The sequence below is a fragment of the Paenibacillus sp. J45TS6 genome, from assembly GCF_018403285.1.
Classification (GTDB): Bacteria; Bacillota; Bacilli; order Paenibacillales; family Paenibacillaceae; genus Paenibacillus.
On record NZ_BOSJ01000011.1, the window covers coordinates 146,705 to 167,315 of the forward strand.

General features: G+C 42.2%; 21 protein-coding genes and 8 tRNA genes. 5 read left to right on the forward strand and 24 right to left on the reverse strand.

The genetic code is table 11. The features are described 5' to 3' along the window. Nucleotides 1-44: 44 nt before the first annotated feature. On the forward strand, nt 45-1,079 hold the full coding sequence (locus tag KJS58_RS16825) for a M23 family metallopeptidase (protein ID WP_213534186.1): 1,035 nt from the start codon (nt 45-47) through the stop codon (nt 1,077-1,079). A 95-nt stretch (nt 1,080-1,174) separates the two neighbouring features. Here KJS58_RS16825 and yunB read toward each other — a convergent pair whose 3' ends face one another. From yunB to zwf (KJS58_RS16845), 4 genes are all read right to left on the reverse strand, one after another. Next, the gene (gene yunB / locus KJS58_RS16830; protein ID WP_213534137.1) at nt 1,175-2,020 is read right to left on the reverse strand and encodes a sporulation protein YunB; all 846 of its coding nucleotides are present in this window, start codon (nt 2,018-2,020) and stop codon (nt 1,175-1,177) included. 162 nt (nt 2,021-2,182) lie between these two features. Further along, a complete protein-coding gene (fsa, locus tag KJS58_RS16835) occupies nt 2,183-2,848 on the reverse strand; it encodes a fructose-6-phosphate aldolase (RefSeq protein WP_213534139.1) in 666 nt (221 codons plus the stop codon). Between the two features lie 115 nt (nt 2,849-2,963). Beyond that, entirely contained in the window at nt 2,964-3,857 is an 894-nt protein-coding gene (gene gnd, locus KJS58_RS16840) for a phosphogluconate dehydrogenase (NAD(+)-dependent, decarboxylating) (protein ID WP_213534140.1), read from the reverse strand. 102 nt (nt 3,858-3,959) lie between these two features. Beyond that, nucleotides 3,960-5,414: a glucose-6-phosphate dehydrogenase gene (gene zwf, locus KJS58_RS16845; protein ID WP_213534142.1), complete on the reverse strand. Its 1,455-nt coding sequence runs from the start codon at nt 5,412-5,414 to the stop codon at nt 3,960-3,962. Nucleotides 5,415-5,785: 371 nt separating this feature from the next. Here zwf (KJS58_RS16845) and KJS58_RS16850 point away from each other — a divergent pair, with 371 nt between their 5' ends. Further along, nucleotides 5,786-6,097 carry a winged helix-turn-helix transcriptional regulator gene (locus tag KJS58_RS16850; protein WP_213534193.1) on the forward strand — a complete coding sequence of 104 codons (312 nt, stop codon included), beginning with the start codon at nt 5,786-5,788 and terminating at the stop codon, nt 6,095-6,097. A 184-nt stretch (nt 6,098-6,281) separates the two neighbouring features. Here the strand turns inward: KJS58_RS16850 and KJS58_RS16855 are convergent, their stop codons facing one another. From KJS58_RS16855 to KJS58_RS16865, 3 genes are all read right to left on the reverse strand, one after another. Continuing rightward, on the reverse strand, nt 6,282-7,166 hold the full coding sequence (locus tag KJS58_RS16855) for a DUF1002 domain-containing protein (protein ID WP_213534144.1): 885 nt from the start codon (nt 7,164-7,166) through the stop codon (nt 6,282-6,284). Between the two features lie 305 nt (nt 7,167-7,471). After that, nucleotides 7,472-8,257, reverse strand: a complete 786-nt coding sequence (locus KJS58_RS16860) for a TrmH family RNA methyltransferase (protein WP_213534146.1) — start codon at nt 8,255-8,257, stop codon at nt 7,472-7,474. Between the two features lie 43 nt (nt 8,258-8,300). Beyond that, nucleotides 8,301-8,972, reverse strand: a complete 672-nt coding sequence (locus KJS58_RS16865) for a potassium channel family protein (protein WP_213534195.1) — start codon at nt 8,970-8,972, stop codon at nt 8,301-8,303. 121 nt (nt 8,973-9,093) lie between these two features. On the opposite strand from KJS58_RS16865, the gene KJS58_RS16870 reads away from it, so the two are divergent. Further along, the gene (locus tag KJS58_RS16870; RefSeq protein WP_191801862.1) at nt 9,094-9,327 is read left to right on the forward strand and encodes a small acid-soluble spore protein SspI; all 234 of its coding nucleotides are present in this window, start codon (nt 9,094-9,096) and stop codon (nt 9,325-9,327) included. A 113-nt stretch (nt 9,328-9,440) separates the two neighbouring features. On the opposite strand, the gene KJS58_RS16875 is transcribed toward KJS58_RS16870, so the two are convergent. Further along, nucleotides 9,441-11,024, reverse strand: coding sequence for a peptide chain release factor 3 (locus tag KJS58_RS16875; protein ID WP_213534148.1), 1,584 nt, complete (start codon nt 11,022-11,024; stop codon nt 9,441-9,443). A 359-nt stretch (nt 11,025-11,383) separates the two neighbouring features. Here KJS58_RS16875 and KJS58_RS16880 point away from each other — a divergent pair, with 359 nt between their 5' ends. Then, the gene (locus tag KJS58_RS16880) at nt 11,384-12,256 is read left to right on the forward strand and encodes an SDR family oxidoreductase (protein WP_213534150.1); all 873 of its coding nucleotides are present in this window, start codon (nt 11,384-11,386) and stop codon (nt 12,254-12,256) included. Nucleotides 12,257-12,346: 90 nt separating this feature from the next. Here KJS58_RS16880 and zwf (KJS58_RS16885) read toward each other — a convergent pair whose 3' ends face one another. Then, a complete protein-coding gene (gene zwf, locus KJS58_RS16885; protein ID WP_213534152.1) occupies nt 12,347-13,903 on the reverse strand; it encodes a glucose-6-phosphate dehydrogenase in 1,557 nt (518 codons plus the stop codon). Nucleotides 13,904-14,249: 346 nt separating this feature from the next. On the opposite strand from zwf (KJS58_RS16885), the gene KJS58_RS25530 reads away from it, so the two are divergent. Further along, complete coding sequence (locus tag KJS58_RS25530; protein WP_249717478.1) at nt 14,250-14,615, forward strand: hypothetical protein; 366 nt, start codon at nt 14,250-14,252, stop codon at nt 14,613-14,615. A gap of 106 nt (nt 14,616-14,721) precedes the next feature. On the opposite strand, the gene KJS58_RS16895 is transcribed toward KJS58_RS25530, so the two are convergent. From KJS58_RS16895 to KJS58_RS16965, 15 genes are all read right to left on the reverse strand, one after another. Next, nucleotides 14,722-15,366 carry a response regulator transcription factor gene (locus KJS58_RS16895; protein ID WP_191802287.1) on the reverse strand — a complete coding sequence of 215 codons (645 nt, stop codon included), beginning with the start codon at nt 15,364-15,366 and terminating at the stop codon, nt 14,722-14,724. Nucleotides 15,367-15,370: 4 nt separating this feature from the next. Further along, nucleotides 15,371-16,438, reverse strand: a complete 1,068-nt coding sequence (locus KJS58_RS16900; protein ID WP_213534154.1) for a sensor histidine kinase — start codon at nt 16,436-16,438, stop codon at nt 15,371-15,373. A gap of 27 nt (nt 16,439-16,465) precedes the next feature. Next, nucleotides 16,466-17,113, reverse strand: coding sequence for a cell wall-active antibiotics response protein LiaF (gene liaF / locus KJS58_RS16905; protein WP_213534156.1), 648 nt, complete (start codon nt 17,111-17,113; stop codon nt 16,466-16,468). A 205-nt stretch (nt 17,114-17,318) separates the two neighbouring features. Then, the gene (locus KJS58_RS16910) at nt 17,319-18,017 is read right to left on the reverse strand and encodes a PspA/IM30 family protein (RefSeq protein WP_191801851.1); all 699 of its coding nucleotides are present in this window, start codon (nt 18,015-18,017) and stop codon (nt 17,319-17,321) included. A 1-nt stretch (nt 18,018) separates the two neighbouring features. Then, nucleotides 18,019-18,468: a PspC domain-containing protein gene (locus KJS58_RS16915; protein ID WP_213534158.1), complete on the reverse strand. Its 450-nt coding sequence runs from the start codon at nt 18,466-18,468 to the stop codon at nt 18,019-18,021. Nucleotides 18,469-18,474: 6 nt separating this feature from the next. Next, nucleotides 18,475-19,146 carry a PspA/IM30 family protein gene (locus KJS58_RS16920; RefSeq protein ID WP_213534160.1) on the reverse strand — a complete coding sequence of 224 codons (672 nt, stop codon included), beginning with the start codon at nt 19,144-19,146 and terminating at the stop codon, nt 18,475-18,477. A gap of 35 nt (nt 19,147-19,181) precedes the next feature. Beyond that, nucleotides 19,182-19,496, reverse strand: a complete 315-nt coding sequence (locus KJS58_RS16925) for a LiaF transmembrane domain-containing protein (protein ID WP_213534162.1) — start codon at nt 19,494-19,496, stop codon at nt 19,182-19,184. Nucleotides 19,497-19,842: 346 nt separating this feature from the next. Next, nucleotides 19,843-19,922 (reverse strand) — tRNA-Leu (locus KJS58_RS16930). A gap of 15 nt (nt 19,923-19,937) precedes the next feature. After that, nucleotides 19,938-20,006: transfer RNA gene (locus KJS58_RS16935), tRNA-Arg, on the reverse strand. An 11-nt stretch (nt 20,007-20,017) separates the two neighbouring features. Then, nucleotides 20,018-20,103 (reverse strand) — tRNA-Leu (locus KJS58_RS16940). 12 nt (nt 20,104-20,115) lie between these two features. Beyond that, nucleotides 20,116-20,189, reverse strand: a tRNA-Cys gene (locus KJS58_RS16945). Nucleotides 20,190-20,197: 8 nt separating this feature from the next. Beyond that, nucleotides 20,198-20,272: transfer RNA gene (locus KJS58_RS16950), tRNA-Gly, on the reverse strand. Between the two features lie 7 nt (nt 20,273-20,279). Continuing rightward, nucleotides 20,280-20,354: transfer RNA gene (locus tag KJS58_RS16955), tRNA-Gln, on the reverse strand. Nucleotides 20,355-20,373: 19 nt separating this feature from the next. Then, nucleotides 20,374-20,449, reverse strand: a tRNA-His gene (locus KJS58_RS16960). Nucleotides 20,450-20,488: 39 nt separating this feature from the next. After that, nucleotides 20,489-20,562: transfer RNA gene (locus KJS58_RS16965), tRNA-Trp, on the reverse strand. Between the last annotated feature and the right edge of the window lie 49 nt (nt 20,563-20,611).

Below are 20,611 nucleotides of genomic sequence, written 5' to 3' on the forward strand. Positions count from 1 at the left end.
AGGAGTATCTGTTGTTACGGATATACAAAAAACATAACTGGCGAATGCTTTGTCTGAAAGTCACACTCACTCTCTCTTTCTTTGCCTCACTCACACCAGCTGATGTCTTTGCTCAGGAGAAACCTGTAAATCCGCCAAGTGCTCAAGATATTTATAGAGAACGCAAGGCATTATATGACCAAATAAGTATGGTGAGCGGCGTTCCTTGGTATTATCTTGCAGCGATTGATCAGTATGAGCGGACGATGACAAAAGCGCATCCGAAGGACCGCGCACACGAAGAGCGGTTAACAGGTATCTTTTTTGAATCTCGAAGGTGGGCAGGAATTTTAAATCCAGATCAGCAGGATAAGAATCCTATGTCCATTGCCCTCTTTGGTGGACTTGGACTAGATGGAACTGGTGATCAGAAAGCAGACCCAGAGAATAACGTGGATGTACTTTTTACCATGTCTCGTGTTGCTTCAAAATATGGGATATCGGCAGATGATATCGGTATCTCTCTATGGCACTATTACCAAAACACAAGAGCGGTTCAAAGAATACAGCAATTCGCCAGAATCTATAAGCACTTTGATACGCTTGAGCTTTCAGAGCATGCATTCCCTTTACCTTTAGGTACCGTGTACTCTTACCGAAGCACCTGGGGAACAAGCCGCAGCTGGGGTGGACGGCGAATTCATGAGGGAACAGATCTTTTTGCCCATCATGGCCTGACGGTCCGAAGTACTTGTTATGGAATTATTGAAATTAAAGGCTGGAATCCATTTGGAGGATGGCGCGTGGGAATAAGGGACCTAGACAACCACTATCACTACTATGCGCATTTGTCTGGCTTCGAGAAGGGTATACACGTAGGCAGTATTGTGACTCCAGGACAAACCATTGGATGGGTAGGAAGCTCCGGTTATGGTAAGCCAGGGACACAGGGGAAATTCCCTCCTCATCTGCATTATGGTATTTACCGGGATACAGGGCTTACCGAATGGTCTTTTGATCCCTATCCATCACTGCATCGCTGGGAGAATGAAGAACGTAAAGCTTTACAAGCCAAAAAGAAAAAGAAAACCTCACCGTAATTTTAAGTGACTTGTTACGTAAGCATCCTCTGGAAACAGACGATTCTTGTACAAGTCACTTTCTTTTTTTACGATCCAGGTTCAATTTTTCTCACTCACTCATTACCATTTGGCAAAAGAGGTTCCGGCTCTTCTAGATAGAGCTGACTATTCCCCTCGTTCTTGGGGACGGTGCTGCTTGCATCCGGGGTTGTTACTCCCGTGCTCGGTGCTGTAGCTGATGGTAAAGAAGGAAGCGCTAAACTTGGTGCACTTGCTCCATTATCTCCTACAGGACGTCCTTGATTATCGTAATAATACATAGGCACATCTCCAACAACAAGCAAGTAGGAAATCGGCAGCTCCGTGTCCACTATTTCCGGTTCCATATCGAGCGGGACTACAACAGCCACCTCAGCAATGATGTGAATATATACCTCGACCAAAATCATATTGATTCCCGCATTTTGCTGTCTCGTGCTGAGATCTACTTTTACCGCGCCTTGTGGTTCAATCCGAATGGGCACTTTAGGACCAAAAGAGGACAAAATCGTACTTCCCAGCGCTTGCCCGAGTGGAATATGGTCTCTGAATGACTCCATATCTTGTAGTGTAGTTTGAACAATAGATAACGCATTGGAAGTAATTCTCATGTGCTCATCGTAATTCAGCATAAAACCACTGATCTTTCCCTTGGTATCCGTTTTCCACTCAATGAGATCATCAGACGGTTTGCCATCTGCAATTTGACTCGTTATGGCTTTGTTAATCGCTTCTGTCGCCAGCTGTTTCACTCTGATTTTAGCTAGATGCATAATGGGAGGCTTCAGATTCCGCTCTATGTATGCAGCAGATTGCACCGTCAAAATCACAATCACCAGCATGATGATCAGTACCCACTTTTTCCAGTGTCCCCCTGTTTTTTGCCGCTGATTTCTCCACCTAGATCTTCTGAATGCCATGCACGCATTCCTCCCTTGAGAGAGGTTCCTTTTTTTAATCTATGCAGCCTGACCTAAAAAAAGAAGCAAGCCTTATGTTCTGCGTAGTGGTATATAAAAAAAGAGAACTCCCGTAGGAATTCTCTTCTTATCAACCTGAATGATTAAAGATAGCATTTCAAGTTATTTCATTGGTGGTTTCGCATCTTGAGGAACGGACTCCCAATCTTTAAGGAAACGCTCAATCCCACTATCCGTAAGCGGATGTTTCCATAAAGTTGGCACCAGTGTACCCGGAATCGTTGCAATATGCGCACCTGCCAGAGCCGCATCCTCTACATGTTTAATGTTACGGATACTTGCTGCAATGATTTCGGCAGGTAGGTTATACGTATCCAAGATCTGACGCAAATCACGGATAAGCTGCATTCCATCCACTGAGATATCATCAAGACGTCCAACAAATGGACTGATGAATGTTGCCCCCGCTTTTGCTGCCATGAGACCTTGAGCCGCTGAGAAAACCAATGTAACATTGGTTTTAATTCCTTTTTTACTCAGTTCGTTCGTCGCATATAGACCATCCTCAGTCATTGGCAATTTAATAACCACATTCGGTGCCCAAGTTGCGATTTCTTCTGCTTCTTTTAACATGTCTTCTGCTTTAGTACCAATCACTTCAGCACTGACAGGACCTTCTACAAAAGAAGTAATTTCTTTGATCACGTCTTTAAAAACGCGACCTTCTTTAGCAATTAGAGAAGGATTCGTCGTTACGCCATCTACCAGACCCAGACGATGAATTCTTTTAATTTGTTCAACATTCCCAGTATCTAAGAAAAATTTCATAATGACATGCCCTCCATATTTTTTAAATAATAGGTCAATAGCAAATAGATATAAATATATGCCAACATTTATATATAAACATTGGCATATATTTTAAACACATTTTATAATTTTATTATTTTTTCTCTACCGCATGTCCGCCAAATTCATTCCGAAGTGCCGCTACCACTTTACCTGTAAACGTATCATTCTCCAGGGAACGATAACGCATAAGAAGGGAAAGAGCGATAACTGGAGTAGCTGCTTGTAGATCAAATGCCGTTTCAACTGTCCATTTCCCTTCACCGGAAGAGTGCATAACCCCGCGAATCTCATCTAAGTTTGAATCTTTGGAGAAGGCACGCTCTGTAAGTTCCATCAGCCATGAACGAATAACCGAACCATTGTTCCATACGCGTGCTACTTTTTCATAGTCAAAGTCATAATCACTTTTCTCGAGTACTTCAAATCCTTCACCAATCGATGCCATCATACCGTACTCAATTCCATTGTGAACCATTTTCAGAAAATGTCCGCTGCCGGCTTTACCCGCATATAGATAACCATTCTCTACGGCTGTGTCTTTGAATAGCGGTTCAACGATATTCCATGCTTCTTCATCTCCGCCAATCATGTAACATGCACCGTTACGTGCACCTTCCATACCGCCAGAAGTACCTACGTCCATGAAATGGATGCCATGTTCTTTCAACTGCTCATAACGACGAATCGATTCTTTATAATGAGAGTTACCTGCTTCAATAACAATGTCACCTTTGGACAATATTGGAATCAAGTCATTAATTACTCCATCAACTACAGAGTGCGGTACCATAATCCATAGGATTCTTGGTGATTCCATGGATTCTGCCATTTCTTTGTAAGAAGAAACGCCTGTTGCACCGTATTCTTTCATCTCTGAAACTGCTTTTTCATTCAAATCATAAGCAACCACTTCATGCTTATGGTCGATCAGATTTCTACCTAGATTCAGTCCCATTTTACCTAAACCAATTAATCCTACTTTCATGTCCAAGTGCCTCCTAAATTATGCTCAATCTAAAATGTAGTGAAACTGTATATGTCATCAGCTTAAACCAGCTGGATAACGCGTAAGATCAGCTATTCAATGTTAATGCCACTCGTTACCATCTTGAGCAAGAAGTTCTTCCGCAGCTTTCGGACCTTCTGTACCTGCTTCATAATAATGAAGCGGTACTTCATTTGCTGTAAATGCATCTAGAATAGGCTGTACCCATTTCCAGGACAATTCTACTTCATCCCAATGTGCAAAGAAGGTTGCATCTCCACGTAAGGCATCAAAGATAAGATTCTCGTAAGCTTCTGGAACATTATCGTAAGATGAACTATAACTGAGTTCCATCGGTTCAATCGTATCGTGGTGCATCGGACTTTTTGCATTCAATTGAATGCGAATTCCTTCTTTTGGACCAATATCAATAATGAGCAGATTGGCACCTAGATTTTCATCCACAGGAATTCCTGTGTTGAGCGGACGCTTAAATTCAACGACAATTCGTGTGGATTTTTCTTTAAGACGCTTACCTGTGCGAATATAGAAAGGAACTTCATTCCAGAACGGATCATCCAGAAATACACGTGCAGCAAAGTACGTATCATTCTGAGAGGATGACTCAACACCAGGTTCGTCTACATATGCCACCACAGATTTACCTTGCAGCTCGCCTGCGCGATATTGTGCACGAACAACGTTCTCATTCAGTTTTTCCTGTAAAAGAGGAATGAGTGCCTCTGCTGTACTTTTCTTTTTAAAACGAATCTCTTCTGGAGAAGATTTCTTCGGTAGATGTAGAGCCACCATCATAAGCAACTGCAGCATATGATTCTGGAACATATCACGTACTGCACCGCTTTGGTCATAATACGCTGCTCTTTCCTCTACTCCTACCGTTTCACTTGCTGTAATTTGAATGTTGGATACATAGTGGTTACCCCATAGAGCTTGAATAACAGGGTTAGTCGCACTAAAGACTTCCATGTTCTGAACCATAGGTTTACCAAGGAAGTGGTCAATCCGGTAGATTTCATTTTCTGCAAAAGTATTGCTGAGTTTCTCATTCAGACGACGTGCTGAACTTAGGTCATGCCCGAAAGGTTTTTCAATAATCATTCGTTTCCAACCTTTTCCTGATCCCAAACCGCTTTCTTTAATGTTTTCAGCGATGGGTTCAAAGAACTCCGGTGCTACGGACAAATAGAACATCCGATTCTGCGGAATGCCCAGTTCTTGTTCACGGCGTTCCACAACCTCTAGCAGTTTCTTGTAATCTTCTACGTTTTTATTATTTAATGACGTATAACGAAATGCACCTAAGAAATCGCGAACCTTAGCTGCATCTTCTGGTGACCGGCGAGAGAATGTATGTAATGATTCCTCTACTCGGGCTTGAAAATCAACATCAGATACTTCTCTTCTTCCGAGGCCGATTACCGAAAATGCTTTTGGCATCTTCTCATCGACATATAAATTGTAAAGTGCCGGATATATTTTTCTTTTGGCTAGATCGCCTGTAGCCCCGAACAGGACAAATGTCATTGCTTCCATGCGTATTGCCTCCTGATATTTACTCTATAATGTGCGACATTAGCATGTGAAGAACGTTGCGTGCACATTCTGTCTATACATAACATCGAAAGTAGAATGCTGAATCATCAACTTTCTCTTTTATTAGGTTATTAAATGTAACCAGTTAAGATTATGTAACCATAATACACCCTTCCGACAACATTCGTCAATAAAAAATGTCCAATCTGTGAACATTGATTTTATTCTGTTATGGCAAAGCTTCCTATGCTATTCTATTAGTTATACTAATAAATGATCTAAAAAAAGTGTGATATAGTCCATTGAAATTCACAGTTACTTATAGTAAACAATCCTACGTGAAGGGGGCTTTTACAATGGACCAAGAATCCATGTCAAGTTACTTGAAGATGTGTGAAAAAGTGACCCAGTCCTACCAAATCATTGGACGAAAATGGGTTGCACCCATCATTCACACCTTGATGGAAGAACCAAAGCGATTCAGTGAAATACATGCCCTGATTCCCGATCTAAGTAAGCGAGTACTCGTAGAACGAATGAAAGAACTAGAAGAAGAAGGAATTATCCTTCGAAATGTAATTGCAGATCGGCCAGTACGCACGGAATACTCCTTAACTCGAAAGGGAACCGAACTTGCCCGAGCACTTCATGCAGTTGGACGTTGGGCTAAAGAATGGTTATAAACGCATAAAAAATGATTGAATCAACAAACCAGACCTAAACAAGAACCTCCCAATCCCATTAGAATGAGAAATTTGGAAGGTTTTTGTCATTTATTAGGGATGATTTGACCCGAAATTCTACAAAAAAAACCGAAGCTACGTAAAATGAGATTAGATCATTTTTACGTACTTCGGCATTTTATAATTAGGATGAGAACCAACTTTTTATTGCATCAATAAGTCCTACGAAGAAATTTTTAATGCTGGCGATAATTCCTTGTCCTGTGTCTGATTCAATAAAATCAGTAAACTGCTGCTTCGCTTGATCTAACTGTTCCCCGACAGCATTCCAGTTAATATTGGCATCTTTCATGTTCATGAAGAGGTCTACCAGTCCATTCAATTGAGCTTCTGGTATCGCAATGTTTAGGTTATTAGCTGTATCTTCCACTAAGGACTGCATCGCTTCTCTTGTCTGAGGCTGTTTCTCTGCAAGCTGCTCTTTAATATTCGTCATCAGGGTTGTTGTTTCTTCCGCTCCAATCGAATCAGAGAGCTTTGCAGTTTTTACAATTTCCTCATTTGCTACTTGTTTTTGTTCTTCCGGTATTTTAGTATCTGTTGTTGTTTCATAAGCTTTTATGATTCCCGTAAGGGCCGCGGTTCCAGATACGTCAAATGGAGCTGTAATCATCACGTGTGCATCTTTAACTCCAGCTGTAATCATCGCATTCAGGTACATATCACTCGTTACCCAGTTAATATGATTCGTAGTTACGGATAGTCCGCTGCCTGCCTTACCGATCACAATCTTGGCAGAACTAAGTGCTCTGGTGCCAATTTGTGCTTTAGATAAATAACTTCCCAGATATTTATGTTCCTCTTCGTTAGTAACAGTTAATTCTGTAGCACCACTTGGTGCTTCCAAATCAGCCAACACTTTTACTTTTTGATCATTCGTTAAATTTTCTCCTAGAATGATAATGACATCACCCTCGGCTGCGTCGGCATAAGCTGCTATAGGACTATATACAGCTACAATGAGAAGCGCCGACAGCACAAGAGCTGTCCATTTACGTAGAATGTTCATTATGACTCTCCTTTTTAACGTAAATCATCTGTTTTTTCTTTCATAGCTAAAATACAGCAGAGCTCTCTTCTCTATTTATCAATAGATATAGCTCAGCCTCCATAGTATACCATGGTTGTCCTTCGCTCTGCCTTAAGATGCTTCCCGCTTGTAATAAAAGACGCATCCTCCGTCAAAAAAGTTCCAAAATAAATATAGACTAGATTAAATATTCACCGATTTGATTTCATGATTTTAGACATAAATAAAAACTATCCAGAGCATGAGCTGCTCAAGGATAGTCGATCTTAGCTCGTTTTCAATTGTTAGAAATGGCGCTGACGCATTGCTTCAAACAGAAGTACAGTTGCTGCCATCGCCGCATTCAGTGACTCTGCTTGTCCCTTGCTTGGGATAATAACAGCATCATCAACGAGGCTCCCTACTTCTTCGGATACACCACTTCCCTCGTTACCAATCACGATCCAGCGAGAACCTTTGAAATCATAGGAATAACAGGAGTGATCCGCAGCAAGTGAAGTGCTCACCAGAGTTACGCCTGCTTCTTTTGCCTCAGGGAGGATTACACTAAGATCAGCTTCTACAACCGGAAGGTGAAAAAACGATCCCATCGTTGACCTGATGGTCTTCGGATTATACACATCCGCGCTTCCGCGTCCCAAAATAACACCATCTGCCCCCGCAGCGTCTGCACTGCGGATAATCGTGCCCACATTTCCAGGATCCTGGAGCCGATCCAACACAATAACGAGACTATCCGGTTTTCGGAGTAGTCCATCCGCTTGCTTATCATCTTTACAAATAACGGCAAACACCGCTTGTGGTGTCACCGTATCTGTACATTTAGCAATAACAGCAGCCGATACCCCAATCCATTCTACACCCGCTGTACTCGCATACCTGCTAAGTTCACTCGGGATGCCTTTATCCATATCATAAGCAATACATTCGATCTCAGCATGATGCTCGAGCGCCTCCTGGACCAGATGTATGCCTTCGATGATGTATTTCCCTTGTCTCGTTCGATGCTTCTTCTCGAGAAGCTGAGCCCAATCCTTAACACGAGGATTGTTAACAGAAGCAATTTCCATGTTTAGTTCCCTTCTTTATGTCTTTCACTAGTTCATTTATTTCTTATTTCGAATAAGACAGTTCCATCTTACTGAGATTATCTTTATGACCTACAATGATAAGAACATCATCTTGAAGTATGCTGTCTTCTGCATACGGAGAAATGTTCATTTGTGTCCCTCGCCGAATAGCAATCACGTTGCATCCGTAGCGTGCACGAATATCAAGCTGTTTTAAATTTTGCCCTACCATATTTGAAGAAGCTTTCATTTCAAGAATGCTATAATCATCCGATAGTTCAATGTAATCTAGGATATTAGGAGATGCCAGATGGTGAGCAACCCGCATGCCCATATCTCTTTCTGGATAAACGACTTTATCTGCACCGATTTTTTCGAGCACCTTGCCATGTAGTTCTGTTTTCGCTTTTACAACCAAGGTAGTTATCCCCATATCCTTAAGGATCAGCGTCGTCAGAATGCTGGCTTGAATATCTTCCCCGATAGAGACAACCACTACGTCAAAATTACGTATTCCAAGCGCCCTGAGTGCCTCTTCATCTGTAGAATCCGCAGAAACCGCATGGGTTACTACATTCGATATTTCTTGCGTTCTTTGCTCATCCCGATCAATGGCGAGCACATCAAAACCCATATCGCTAAGAACGTTTGCGACACTGGATCCGAATCGGCCCATACCGATGACGGCATATTGCTTCTTAGCCATAATATGGATACCTCCTGCGGTGCTATCATCCTACGTAGTATACCACAATGTCTGAAAAACTTGAATGTAAGCGAGAAGTGCGGGGAACAGTATAGATGCAGGAAAAGACTGAATTTGGAGGGACAAGCGAATGCCAATCGTAATGGATTTGCGCCAAGCTATTGTTCACAAGGTGCACGGTAAAACCGATCAAGAGCTTAAGGAAATGATTGAAGGTTCCGTCGACGGTCCCGAAGCTGCATTGCCGGGGCTTGGCTCTATTTTTGAAATGATCTGGAAACAGCTCTCCGCGGAGAAACGGGATGAACTCGTTAAAGTTGCGCAAGCACACTTAAAGACCATTCAACCCGTACCATTAACCTAGGATCCACATCTGTTTCTTTTACTGCAAAAAAAAAAATCCCCCGGCCCATATTAATGGGACGGAGGATTTTTTATTATATCGTCGATATCTTGCTCTTCTAACGAATCAGCTGCTTAAGGCGCCATCTCAAGGAATTGAGCAGTTGGGTTTTTATCGATTGCTGTTCTCATCGCGTATTCATTTTCGAATAAGACAACATAATTATCTTTCTTATCCTTAACAAGTACAGAGTTAATCCGGAATTTACTTGGATCAATTTTCTCATCAATAATCCAGCGAGCAAACTGATACGGCATACGTTGTAACTGTACATCTACCCCATACTCTGCTTTCATCCGATGTTCAAATACTTCGAATTGCAGTTGTCCAACTACGCCAAGAATGGTTTCATCGAAGCTTGCTGTACGGAATACCTGGATGGTTCCCTCTTCGGTTAACTGGTCAAGCCCTTTTTGATACTGTTTATGTTTCAAGGCATTTTTAACCGTAACTTTGGAGAAAATCTCAGGAGAGAATGTTGGCAATTCATCAAACACAATATTACCGCCTTGACTTAGCGAGTCTCCAATTCGGAAAATGCCGGGATCAAACAAACCGATAATATCTCCAGGATAAGCTTCCTGAACGATATCTCGATCTTGGGCGAGAAACTGCTGCGGTTGAGACAGCTTGATCTCTTTGCCTGCTCGTACATGGCGTACACTCATTCCGCGTTCGAATTTTCCTGATACAATCCGAAGGAATGCAACACGGTCACGGTGAGCAGGGTTCATATTCGCCTGAATTTTGAATACATATCCGCTGAACTTCTCATTCGTCGGCTCTACCATACCTTCCGTACTGCGGCGCGGTTCAGGTTTAGGTGCAAGTTCGAGGAAGTTCTCTAAGAAGGTTTGAACCCCAAAGTTATTCACCGCACTGCCAAAGAATACCGGAGTTAATTCTCCTTTTAATACTTTCTCATAATCAAATGGGTCTCCAGCAACATCCAGCAGCTCTAGATCCTGTTTCAACTGCTCATGCAGGAACTCACCCGCCATCTCACGAATTACCGGGTCTTCATAACTGTCTACTTTTTGTACTTGGATGTTGGAGTGGTCATCTCCTTGGAATAATTCAACCTGATTTTTCATCCGATCATATACTCCGCAAAGTTCCCGTCCCATTCCGATTGGCCAGTTCATTGGTACCGAACGAATTCCGAGTACGTTCTCCAGCTCCTCCATCAGATCAAATGGGCTTTGTCCTTCACGGTCCAATTTGTTGATAAACGTAAAGATAGGAATTCCACGTTTTGCACAGACCTGGAACAATTTGATCGTCTGAGCCTCGACCCCTTTAGCCACGTCAATCAGCATGACTGCACTATCGGCTGCAGTAAGCGTACGATACGTGTCCTCACTGAAATCTTGGTGACCAGGAGTGTCAAGAATGTTAATACGGTGTCCATTATAATCAAACTGCATAACAGAAGACGTTACAGAGATCCCCCGTTGCTTTTCAATTTCCATCCAGTCACTCGTCGCGTGCTTGCTAGCCTTACGCGCTTTTACCGTTCCTGCAAGGCGAATTGCGCCTCCGAATAAAAGAAGCTTTTCCGTTAGTGTCGTTTTCCCGGCATCCGGGTGAGAAATAATCGCAAACGTACGACGTTTGTCGACTTCTATCTGTATAGCATGTTCTTGTGATTTACTCATTTTGTTATCCCTCTTACCCTTCAGTAAATTAATATAACTAGCTGTGTAGTATCTATTTCATATAGGCTCTTCATGAGGAGGCTATAAGGAGTCCCCATGCAAGCCTCTACAACATAACAAAAGTTTTAGCTGGTTACTCACAAGGGTGCCACCTTCCTTCCGTTACAAGAGCAAATTTTACATTCCTTAAAATGATATATCCCACTAATTCAACTTTCCTATTGTACCACATTCATCAATTATATTTACCTATATTCCCTCCCTATATCTATTAATTTCTTGAAAATATTTTGTTTTAGAACAAATGAGACGGGTAATTTTACGATACAACCTATTAGCTAAATGGAGGATGACAACTTATGAATATCTACGAACAACAAAAAAACGGAACTCCAAAACAAACACAAGCGAGTCAACCTGGCGTAGAATCCCAAATGGATCCTCGTCCCATTCAGCCTCTAGATTACAAAGGCAGTGAAAAATTAAAAGGTAAAGTGGCTCTTATTACTGGTGGAGACAGCGGAATTGGGCGTGCTGTTGCCATTGCTTATGCAAAAGAAGGTGCTCACGTAGCCATTAACTATCTTTCCGATCAAGAGCAAGGTGATGCAGAAGAAACCAAAAATTATATTGAGGCAGAAGGTGTCAAAGCACTGCTTCTTCCCGGCGATGTATCAGATGAGAACACTTGTAAAGAAATCGTAGATAAAACAGTACAAGAATTCGGTAAACTTGATATCCTCGTCAATAATGCAGCGATTCAGTTCGTAGTGGAAGGAATTGAGAACATTACGAGTGAACAATGGGATAAAACATTTAAAACAAATATCTACTCCGTTTTCTATATGACTAAATATGCGGTACCGCACCTTAAGGAAGGAAGCTCCATTATTAGCACGACTTCCGTTAATCCTTACGTAGGGAACCAAGTATTTATTGACTATACTTCAACCAAAGGAGCCATCGTTGGGTTTACCCGCAGTATGGCCCAAAGTCTTGCTAAGAAAAACATTCGAGTAAACATGGTAGCTCCAGGTCCAATTTGGACTCCGCTCATCCCTTCTACTATGAACGAAGACATGGTAGAAAGTTTTGGACAGGATGTACCTATGGGGCGTCCGGGACAACCAGCTGAGCACGTAGGAGCCTACGTGCTGCTTGCTTCTGACGAAGGTTCTTACATGACCGGTCAGTGTATCCATGTAAACGGCGGTATGACGATGTCTTCCTAAGCTTTATACAATAAATCTTATACAATAAGATGAGAAAAAGCAGGCATTCTCCGTAGAGAGTGACCTGCTTTTTCATGAGTGTAATGCAAATTAATTATTTTTGATCCACACTACATTATCTTCGTCCTGACCATTCACCGGCCACCAGAAGTATCCATCTTTCGCCAGTAGATCTTCTGTTGCTTTCGGTCCCCAACTTCCCGCAGGATATGTCTCAATATCGCCTGGATTCTCTGCCCAAGCAGCAGCAATCCGATCCACGAATGACCAAGCTGTTGCTACTTCATCCCAACGAGTAAAGTAAGTAGAATCCCCTTTTGCTGCATCATGAATAAGTCGTTCATAAGCTTCCGGAGAGTTAATTCCAATCATACAGCTCTGACAGAAATCCATTGCGAGCGGCTCAATTTGTGAGTCTGTCCCTGGTTTTTTCGCATTAATCTTAATGTAGATTCCTTCCATCGGGTTCACACGAATAACGAGCAAGTTAGGTTCGAGCTTATGTTTTTGACCCAAATAGACATTGTTTGGCATTGATTTAAACTCGACTACAATCTCTGTGGTTTTCACCGGAAGACGTTTCCCCGTACGAATATAAAAAGGTACTCCTGCCCAGCGGAAATTATCTACAAATACACGGGCTGCAAAATAAGTCTCTGTATTAGAGTTAGGATCCACCTTCTCCTCCTGACGATATCCAGGAAGTTCAGTGCCTCTCACTTCACCTGCTGTGTATTGGCCGCGCACCACGTTATTCTTCACATCATCGCTAGTTGCATAAGGGCGAAGTGACCGAAGAACTTTCACCTTCTCATCACGAATATCTTCAGGGAGCAATCTGCTAGGCGGCTCCATAGCGATCATGGTGAGCATTTGCAGCATATGATTCTGTCCCATGTCCCGAAGTGCACCTGCTGCGTCATAATATCCTCCGCGCTCTTCCACTCCGACCGTTTCACCAAGTGTGATCTGAATATTCGCAATATGTTTGTTATTCCACAAAGGTTCAAAGAATGCATTACCAAAGCGAATAACCTCAATATTTTGCACCATTTCTTTACCCAGATAATGATCTATACGGTAGATCTCTTCCTCGCGGAATACTTCCCGAATTTGTTCATTCAATTTCTCAGCCGAAGCTAGATCGTATCCAAATGGTTTCTCGATGACAAGTCTGTGCCACCCTGCGCTCTCTAGAAGCCCGCCCTCTTTTAAGTTATAGGACACACTGCCGAATAATTCAGGAGCCAAAGCCAGGTAGAACATGCGGTTACCCGGAATATCAAACTTTGTTTCTAGTTCCTCAGTCAGAACACGCAGTTCACGAAAACCATCGACATTATTAATATCAAGCGACTGATACTCGAAATGCTCTGCAAATGTTGTCCATTCTTCACTTTCAATTGAATCACAGGAATAGCGGCAAAATTCTTGGATGGATGTATGTACATCAAGTCGGAATTCTTCACGTGTACGCGGACGACGTGCCAAACCGACAACGGCAAAATCTTGTGCTAATTTCCCTTCGCGGTACAGACTATAAATGGCTGGGAATAGCTTGCGCCGAGCAAGATCTCCTGTAGCACCAAAAATAAAAAATACGGCACCCGAAGTCTTGAGTGATTCCAATGGTTGATTCGTATTCATGGCCCCTTCTTTCCCCTATATATCATAGATTTTTTAGTATATTAAAATGTGTCTCCAGTTAACTATCGCCTTTTTCCACATAAGGAAAAGTCATTTATGTTGAAGACATTTTAGCATAAGTGTTCCTTCGAAAGCTACGAACTTTCTCTGCTAATCTTTTACTTTCAATAAACATTCATCAAACCTTCACTTTGATGCCTTTGTTTTAATATTCACCTTGATCGGCGTACTTAATCCTTAAAAGTAGAGTTATTTTCACTCGCTTAGTCCATCGTCCAAACCTATTTAACTCTGTAAGAATATAAATATCTTGACTACTATCTTATTTAATGAAGAGGTGTACTATATGTATCCTGTTAACCCTTTAACTCCAGAGGTACTAAGCCGCCATTGTGGAAAGATGATTTGTGCGGTAACAAAAGACGGCCGGCGTATTTTCGGCAGACTTAAAGCATGCAATAATACCCACATCTTCGTTGCAGATGAACGCCGTAATCAATATCGTCCATGCCGAGCATACAAGTCCAGCATTCTTGAAACAAATCCAAAAACAGAAACGACAAAAAAGAAAAAGAAACGTAAACCAAACGCAAAGATCAAAGGTTTTTATCCTTACGGCGGCTATGGCGGTTACGGCTATGGAGGCGGATGGGGAGCTGGATGGGGCTGGGCTTTAGGTTTAACAGCTCTGGCTTTGTTATTCCTTATCTAATCTGAATTTAATCGCTCTTCCCTTAACTCTTATTCAAAAATGAAAAAGGTACGAATCTCTTTTCTTCCTTACGAAGATAAGAATCGTACCTTACATAGATGTATATTCATTCTGCTAATCCGTTTTTATAAGCATAGATCGCAGCTTGCGTACGATCATCTACATCGAGTTTTGCTAAAATGTTGGTCACATGAAATTTCACTGTCTTGATCCCAATGATTAGCGTATCTGCAATGTCTTGATTGGATTTACCCTGAGCGAGCAACCGCAAGACATCCATTTCACGATCTGTTAAATCTTCATGTGCTTTCATTTGCGCAGGAGGCTGCCTAAAACGATTCATCATTTTGGATGCAACTTGCGATTCCAGTACAGACTGTCCGCGATCCGCTGCCCGAATTGCATCTGCAATTTCTGTAGCACGTGACGTTTTGAGTAAGTAACTAAATGCTCCTGCTTCAATAACGGGATACATCTTTTCATCGTCTAGATAACTCGTAAGTACAATCACTTTGCAATCAGGCTGTAGTTTAAGCAGTTCTCTAGTGGTTTCGATTCCGTCCATCCCGTCCATCACGAGATCCATTAGTACTACATCAGGTTTGTACTCTTTAGCAAGCCGGAGGCCTTCTTCTCCACTACCTGCTTCTCCGATCACCTCAATCCCTTCTTCGGTATCCAGCACTGCAGCAAGACCGATTCGTACCATTTCGTGATCATCGACCAAAAGCACTTTGATATTTCTTTCCATCAATTCATCTTCCATAACCTGGCGTTACCTCACTTTCTTCATCCATCACAGGAACGGTAATTTCTATTCTTGTTCCTTTACCCGGTGCTGTAATCCAGAGAATAGACCCTCCAATTTCGTTCACACGTTCCTGCATATTAGAAAGACCATAGGAGGCCTGTTTTTTATCATCTAATTCAAAACCTTCTCCATCGTCTCGAATGACAACCTTTACTGCCTGATCTTTACGCAGTATCCGAATTTCCATCTTTTCTGCTTTTGCATGTCTAAGGGTATTAGACATCGCTTCCTGAATAATGCGGAAGAGGTGATTCTCCACTCCTTTTACCAAGTGAATATTCTCATCCATCTCAAACAGTATTTCCATCGGAACTTTCACTTGTAGTTCTCTTACCAACTCTCTAAGGCCCTGTTCAAGATGTTTCCCTTCTAAATATACAGGCCGCAAATGAAGCAACAGTGCCCTCATTTCGGATTGTGCGACAGCTGACATCTCCTCGATGAGCGCCACTTGTCTCTTCGCACGATTAAAATCTTTGTCGAGTGTTCTCCCGACTGCCGTAGCCGTCATCGAGATAGCAAAAAGCTGCTGAGATACCGCATCATGCAGTTCTCGAGCAAGTCGCTGTCTTTCCTCCACGATAGCGGAGATCCGGGCCTTCTCTGCCAGCTGTGCGTTATTCGTCGACAAGCGTTGTAAAGAACTCACTTGCTCTTCCCACTTTTTGCTGATACGAGAGAGTTGTTCTCCCAGTCTCCCGATCTCATCACTTCCTAGCTCAGGAACAGCTCTCATCACGCTGCCTTTTTCCCACTGCAATAATGTCTCCCGCAACCTCTCTAGTTTCACTTTTGTTCGATAAGCTTGAAGGAATCCGTAGCAAGCACCCACACCTACTAACAATAATACGAGAGTTGCTCCGAACGGAATCCATCGATCCCATGTCGACCAAGGAGTTAAATAGCCATAAGAAGAAAGAATATAAATGATGACAGCTCCCAGCAATACAGAAAACAGAATGCCCTGTCCCATGCCGCGCGTCACCATGTTTTTTGTCTTTTCGGAATACATCCGGAACCTCCTCTCTTATAGATAGTATTACGTTAGTTTTACATCAAGGTCTCCAATTAAATAGGAAATCACAAATTTAACTTTGTATTCACTTCCTGCATATCCAGGAGATTGATAAACCAATCTGTTCATTCCACCGCTTTTCTGGTCGTTTCCAAACTTTTGTCTTCCGAATAGCACAAATGCTTCAATTTCTACACCGTAATCCTCTGGGATCGACAGGTCAATATCTCCCATCACACCTTGTAAATAAATGACCGTTTCTTTTTCTTCAGGAAGTGCAAGAGAAAGATCCGCATCTACTTCTCCTATAACATGCCATATACTGGTATTGCGAAGAATCCAAGGTGCTTGATCCCATGCATAATTAGACATAAAGTTCTGATGAATTATATATTCTTCACGCGGCTGGACTTTACGCCCTTTCCAATAAAAAATACCGAGTGAAATCAACATTATGCCTACCACGAGGATAAGATTGTCTAGAATAATGATCGCTGTTCCTGTCCACATCAACGTGCGTCCTTTTTTGGTGTCCTCTGATTTATGTTTGTAATATCCAAAGATCAATAAGAGCAGTGCAACGATAGTAAAGAAACTCAAAAATCTTCCCAGCAACATCATTAAGCCAATCCCTATTGCCAGAACAGCAAACAGTGACTTTCCTCTACTCATTCGTCACACCCCCTTTTTATGGATAAACAGAGTTGCCTCTTTTCATCCGTGTTATGTATATCATTAATTTACATGCATTAAAGCTAAGAATTATCCCCCATGCAACAGTTCATGTTATTTCAGTAAAAAGGCCATACGAAGGATGAACTCCGTATGGCTTTTCCACGATACTTAGGATATCATATCCTATGTTACATTGGATAGTTTATTCTTTTGGAGCTTCTGAAGTTGAAGCTTTTCCATTTAATTTACTTTTCAATGCTTCCAGCTGCTCATTGACTTGGAATTGTTTTTCCTGATCTACCGAATTAGGAGTATATGAGCTGGAGCTGTAAGGTACACGCATTACATCTGCTTCTGCTTCCAGTTGCATGATTTTTTCTTCCATACGGTGGAATCCTAGTGATGCATTGCCGCTCTCAATGGAATGAACACTGTTAATTTGAGACATTTGTTTTCTTGCTTTTGCCATTTGGGCACGAGATACAAGCTCGTTACGTTTATTACGCATTTTGTAGAACTCATCTTTCATATCATGCAGTTGTTGCACAAGTTCTTTCGCTTGAGTCTCAGATTCCGCATGCAGATTCTGATATTCAGATACTTTTTGATCGTAGTAAATTTTTTCTTCCAGAAGCTTACGTGCTACTTCTTCTTGACCATTAATAAGTGCAGATTCTGCTTGTGCTTCACGTTGTCCACCAAGACGCTCTGCTTCTTCCAAACGTTGTTTCATACGGCGCTCGTTAGCCATTTGTTTTGCAACCGTAACCTCTGCTTCACGAATCTCTGCTTCCATATCTCGAATGTACTGATTGAGCATCACGATTGGATCTTCTACTTTATCAAGAACCTCATTTACCGACGCTTTTGTCATATCTTTAATTCTTTTAAATACTCCCATTTTATAATTCTCCCTTCTCATACTTTGATAGTTTTTTACGAAGTTCTTCGTTTTCTTTCTTCAATGCTTTTTTCTCGATATCTTCCATCATGGAGTCCAAATGATCTTCTTTTGGAGCCCCGAATCCTCTATCAAAACGATTGCTGTTATAACGATTGTCTCTAGGAGTTCCATAACCTTGTGAGTCAAAGCCTTGTTGAGGGGTAGAGAATCCTCCACCATGGTATCCTCCCATTCCAGGTCCTGGAGCATATGGATCATAAGGCGGAAAGGGTTCTTTCGGCACAACTAGTGCAGCAAGAAAGTACAGGAAGATCGGTACACCCGTAAAGAAAGTGACTATAATAAAGATTACCCGCAACAGAGTTGAATCCATACCTAACGTTTGAGATAAACCGCCAAGTAATCCGGTTACTTTTTTATCACGTCTAGAGCGATATAGCTTACTCATGAATAGTTACTCCTTTCCTCCGTTATCCAGCTTCTTTTTGAGCTTTGCCAGCTCTCTTTCAAGTAAGTCAGATACGGAATGCTGTAATGAATTACGCTCTTGCTCGTCTCGGCGAAGATCGCGAAGGCTTCTTGCTTCATATTCCAGATCTGAGACCCGATCCTCCAGTCTTCCAAACATACCTGGAATTTGTGTGCCTCCCATCTTGCCAGCTCGTTCGTTCATTCGCTGCTGGAGCTGTATCGTCTGCATTCGTGCATAGTAGTACTGACGTTTGCTATAGACCGTTTGGTATTCAGTCTTTAAGTGATTCAGTTGTTCTTCTAGCTCCGTTAAAGCATCTCTGCTCTGCTCATAAAGCCCAATATATTGATTGTATTTTTCTTCATATAGCATTTTTTCTTGTAGAGCCAGTTTAGCAAGATGATCTTCTTCTGCTTTGAGTGCTAGCAGTGCTTGCTCTTCTCGTTTGATGATCATAGCTTTGGCTTCATCAACCTGCTGCTTCAATTGTCTTGTATGACGTGAATACTGGGCATGCAGTTTTTCTACCTCACCGATCTCATTTCTAGTATCCATCAGAAATTGGTCGATCATTTTCACTGGATCTTGACTTTGCTCTAAATGTTCATTAATCGTAGCTGCGGTTATATCCCGCATTCGGCGAAACACACTCATTCTTGTTTACCTCCCTTTTCTCTATTCCTCTTTCCTTAATACCTTTTTACTCCTCTACCTCTTAACATGGATATACCGAAGATGATAAGTCCAATCGCAAGAAGCGGTCCGATAAGCCATGCAAGTTTACTGAGCAAGTAAAGTACGCCGATAATCAGTATGATGTAACCAAAAAGCGCATTCCCTCTTTTTATACCGTAATACCCGATCGCAATCATAATCACCGGTATTAGGTAGCTCATAATCGTTCCAGAGATAAAACCGAGAAAAGGAATAAATTTACCAAGTAACAATAATGCTCCGATGGCGATCAGAATGATGGCCAAGTTTTTCTCTTTTGTATACTTCATAATTTGTTATCACCGCCTCTTTCGTATACTACGTGTTTCTTATGTCTTTATTTTAGGTAATTCCTGCGCTTTATAAAACGGACCGGGGACGGTTTTTTATCCTAGACTCAGGTCGGGGATCATCCAAGACCTTTAAGACAACTCTGGGTATACCTTGACTAAAACCAACCTCAGATCAACAAGCGGATCTAAGCTTATAAACACCTATAGATCTATTCAAGCACGATATACTTCCTCAGGTTCCATGTACGCCACGAACTCACACAAACCATAATCTAATATTTATGATAGAAAAACAAAATAAGGGTTATATTACTGAATTCAGTAATATAACCCTTATGATCTATGCCGGTGAAGGGACTCGAACCCCCACGGTTTCCCTCACGATTTTGAGTCGCGCGCGTCTGCCAATTCCGCCACACCGGCTTATTCTATTATATGTGCCCTAAGAGATTCAAACCCCGGACCTTTTGATTCGTAGTCAAATACTCTATCTAGCTGAGCTAGGGCATAACTAGATATGCGGAAGACCAGACTTGAACTGGTACGATAGTCACCTACCGCAGGATTTTAAGTCCTGTGCGTCTGCCGATTCCGCCACTCCCGCTTATAAATAAAATGGAGGCGCCACCCAGATTCGAACTGGGGATAAAGCTTTTGCAGAGCTGTGCCTTACCACTTGGCTATGGCGCCGAATATATTGGAGCGGACGACGGGAATCGAACCCGCGACCCTCGCCTTGGCAAGGCGATGCTCTACCGCTGAGCCACGTCCGCAAATAAATGGCTGGGGATATAGGATTTGAACCTATGCATGACGGAGTCAAAGTCCGTTGCCTTACCGCTTGGCTAATCCCCAGCAGTGATAAAGAATGTAATGGGGCGATCGATGGGACTTGAACCCACGAATGCCGGAGCCACAGACCGGTGCGTTAACCCCTTCGCCACGACCGCCATAATATTATTCTTTATCATGATACTAAAATTGAAAATTGGCAGGGGCAGCAGGAATTGAACCCACACCAACGGTTTTGGAGACCGTTGTTCTACCTTTAAACTATGCCCCTAAAAACTGGTGGAGGATGATGGATTCGAACCACCGAACCCGTAAGGGAG

Coding starts and splice junctions, on each gene's coding strand:
- KJS58_RS16825 (WP_213534186.1), top strand. CDS start 45: ATGCTTTGTCTGAAAGTCACACTCACTCTCTCTTTCTTTGCCTCACTC.
- yunB (WP_213534137.1), bottom strand. CDS start 2,020: ATGGCATTCAGAAGATCTAGGTGGAGAAATCAGCGGCAAAAAACAGGG.
- fsa (WP_213534139.1), bottom strand. CDS start 2,848: ATGAAATTTTTCTTAGATACTGGGAATGTTGAACAAATTAAAAGAATT.
- gnd (WP_213534140.1), bottom strand. CDS start 3,857: ATGAAAGTAGGATTAATTGGTTTAGGTAAAATGGGACTGAATCTAGGT.
- zwf (WP_213534142.1), bottom strand. CDS start 5,414: ATGGAAGCAATGACATTTGTCCTGTTCGGGGCTACAGGCGATCTAGCC.
- KJS58_RS16850 (WP_213534193.1), top strand. CDS start 5,786: ATGTCAAGTTACTTGAAGATGTGTGAAAAAGTGACCCAGTCCTACCAA.
- KJS58_RS16855 (WP_213534144.1), bottom strand. CDS start 7,166: ATGAACATTCTACGTAAATGGACAGCTCTTGTGCTGTCGGCGCTTCTC.
- KJS58_RS16860 (WP_213534146.1), bottom strand. CDS start 8,257: ATGGAAATTGCTTCTGTTAACAATCCTCGTGTTAAGGATTGGGCTCAG.
- KJS58_RS16870 (WP_191801862.1), top strand. CDS start 9,094: ATGCCAATCGTAATGGATTTGCGCCAAGCTATTGTTCACAAGGTGCAC.
- KJS58_RS16875 (WP_213534148.1), bottom strand. CDS start 11,024: ATGAGTAAATCACAAGAACATGCTATACAGATAGAAGTCGACAAACGT.
- KJS58_RS16880 (WP_213534150.1), top strand. CDS start 11,384: ATGAATATCTACGAACAACAAAAAAACGGAACTCCAAAACAAACACAA.
- zwf (WP_213534152.1), bottom strand. CDS start 13,903: ATGAATACGAATCAACCATTGGAATCACTCAAGACTTCGGGTGCCGTA.
- KJS58_RS25530 (WP_249717478.1), top strand. CDS start 14,250: ATGTATCCTGTTAACCCTTTAACTCCAGAGGTACTAAGCCGCCATTGT.
- KJS58_RS16895 (WP_191802287.1), bottom strand. CDS start 15,366: ATGGAAAGAAATATCAAAGTGCTTTTGGTCGATGATCACGAAATGGTA.
- KJS58_RS16900 (WP_213534154.1), bottom strand. CDS start 16,438: ATGTATTCCGAAAAGACAAAAAACATGGTGACGCGCGGCATGGGACAG.
- liaF (WP_213534156.1), bottom strand. CDS start 17,113: ATGAGTAGAGGAAAGTCACTGTTTGCTGTTCTGGCAATAGGGATTGGC.
- KJS58_RS16910 (WP_191801851.1), bottom strand. CDS start 18,017: ATGGGAGTATTTAAAAGAATTAAAGATATGACAAAAGCGTCGGTAAAT.
- KJS58_RS16915 (WP_213534158.1), bottom strand. CDS start 18,468: ATGAGTAAGCTATATCGCTCTAGACGTGATAAAAAAGTAACCGGATTA.
- KJS58_RS16920 (WP_213534160.1), bottom strand. CDS start 19,146: ATGAGTGTGTTTCGCCGAATGCGGGATATAACCGCAGCTACGATTAAT.
- KJS58_RS16925 (WP_213534162.1), bottom strand. CDS start 19,496: ATGAAGTATACAAAAGAGAAAAACTTGGCCATCATTCTGATCGCCATC.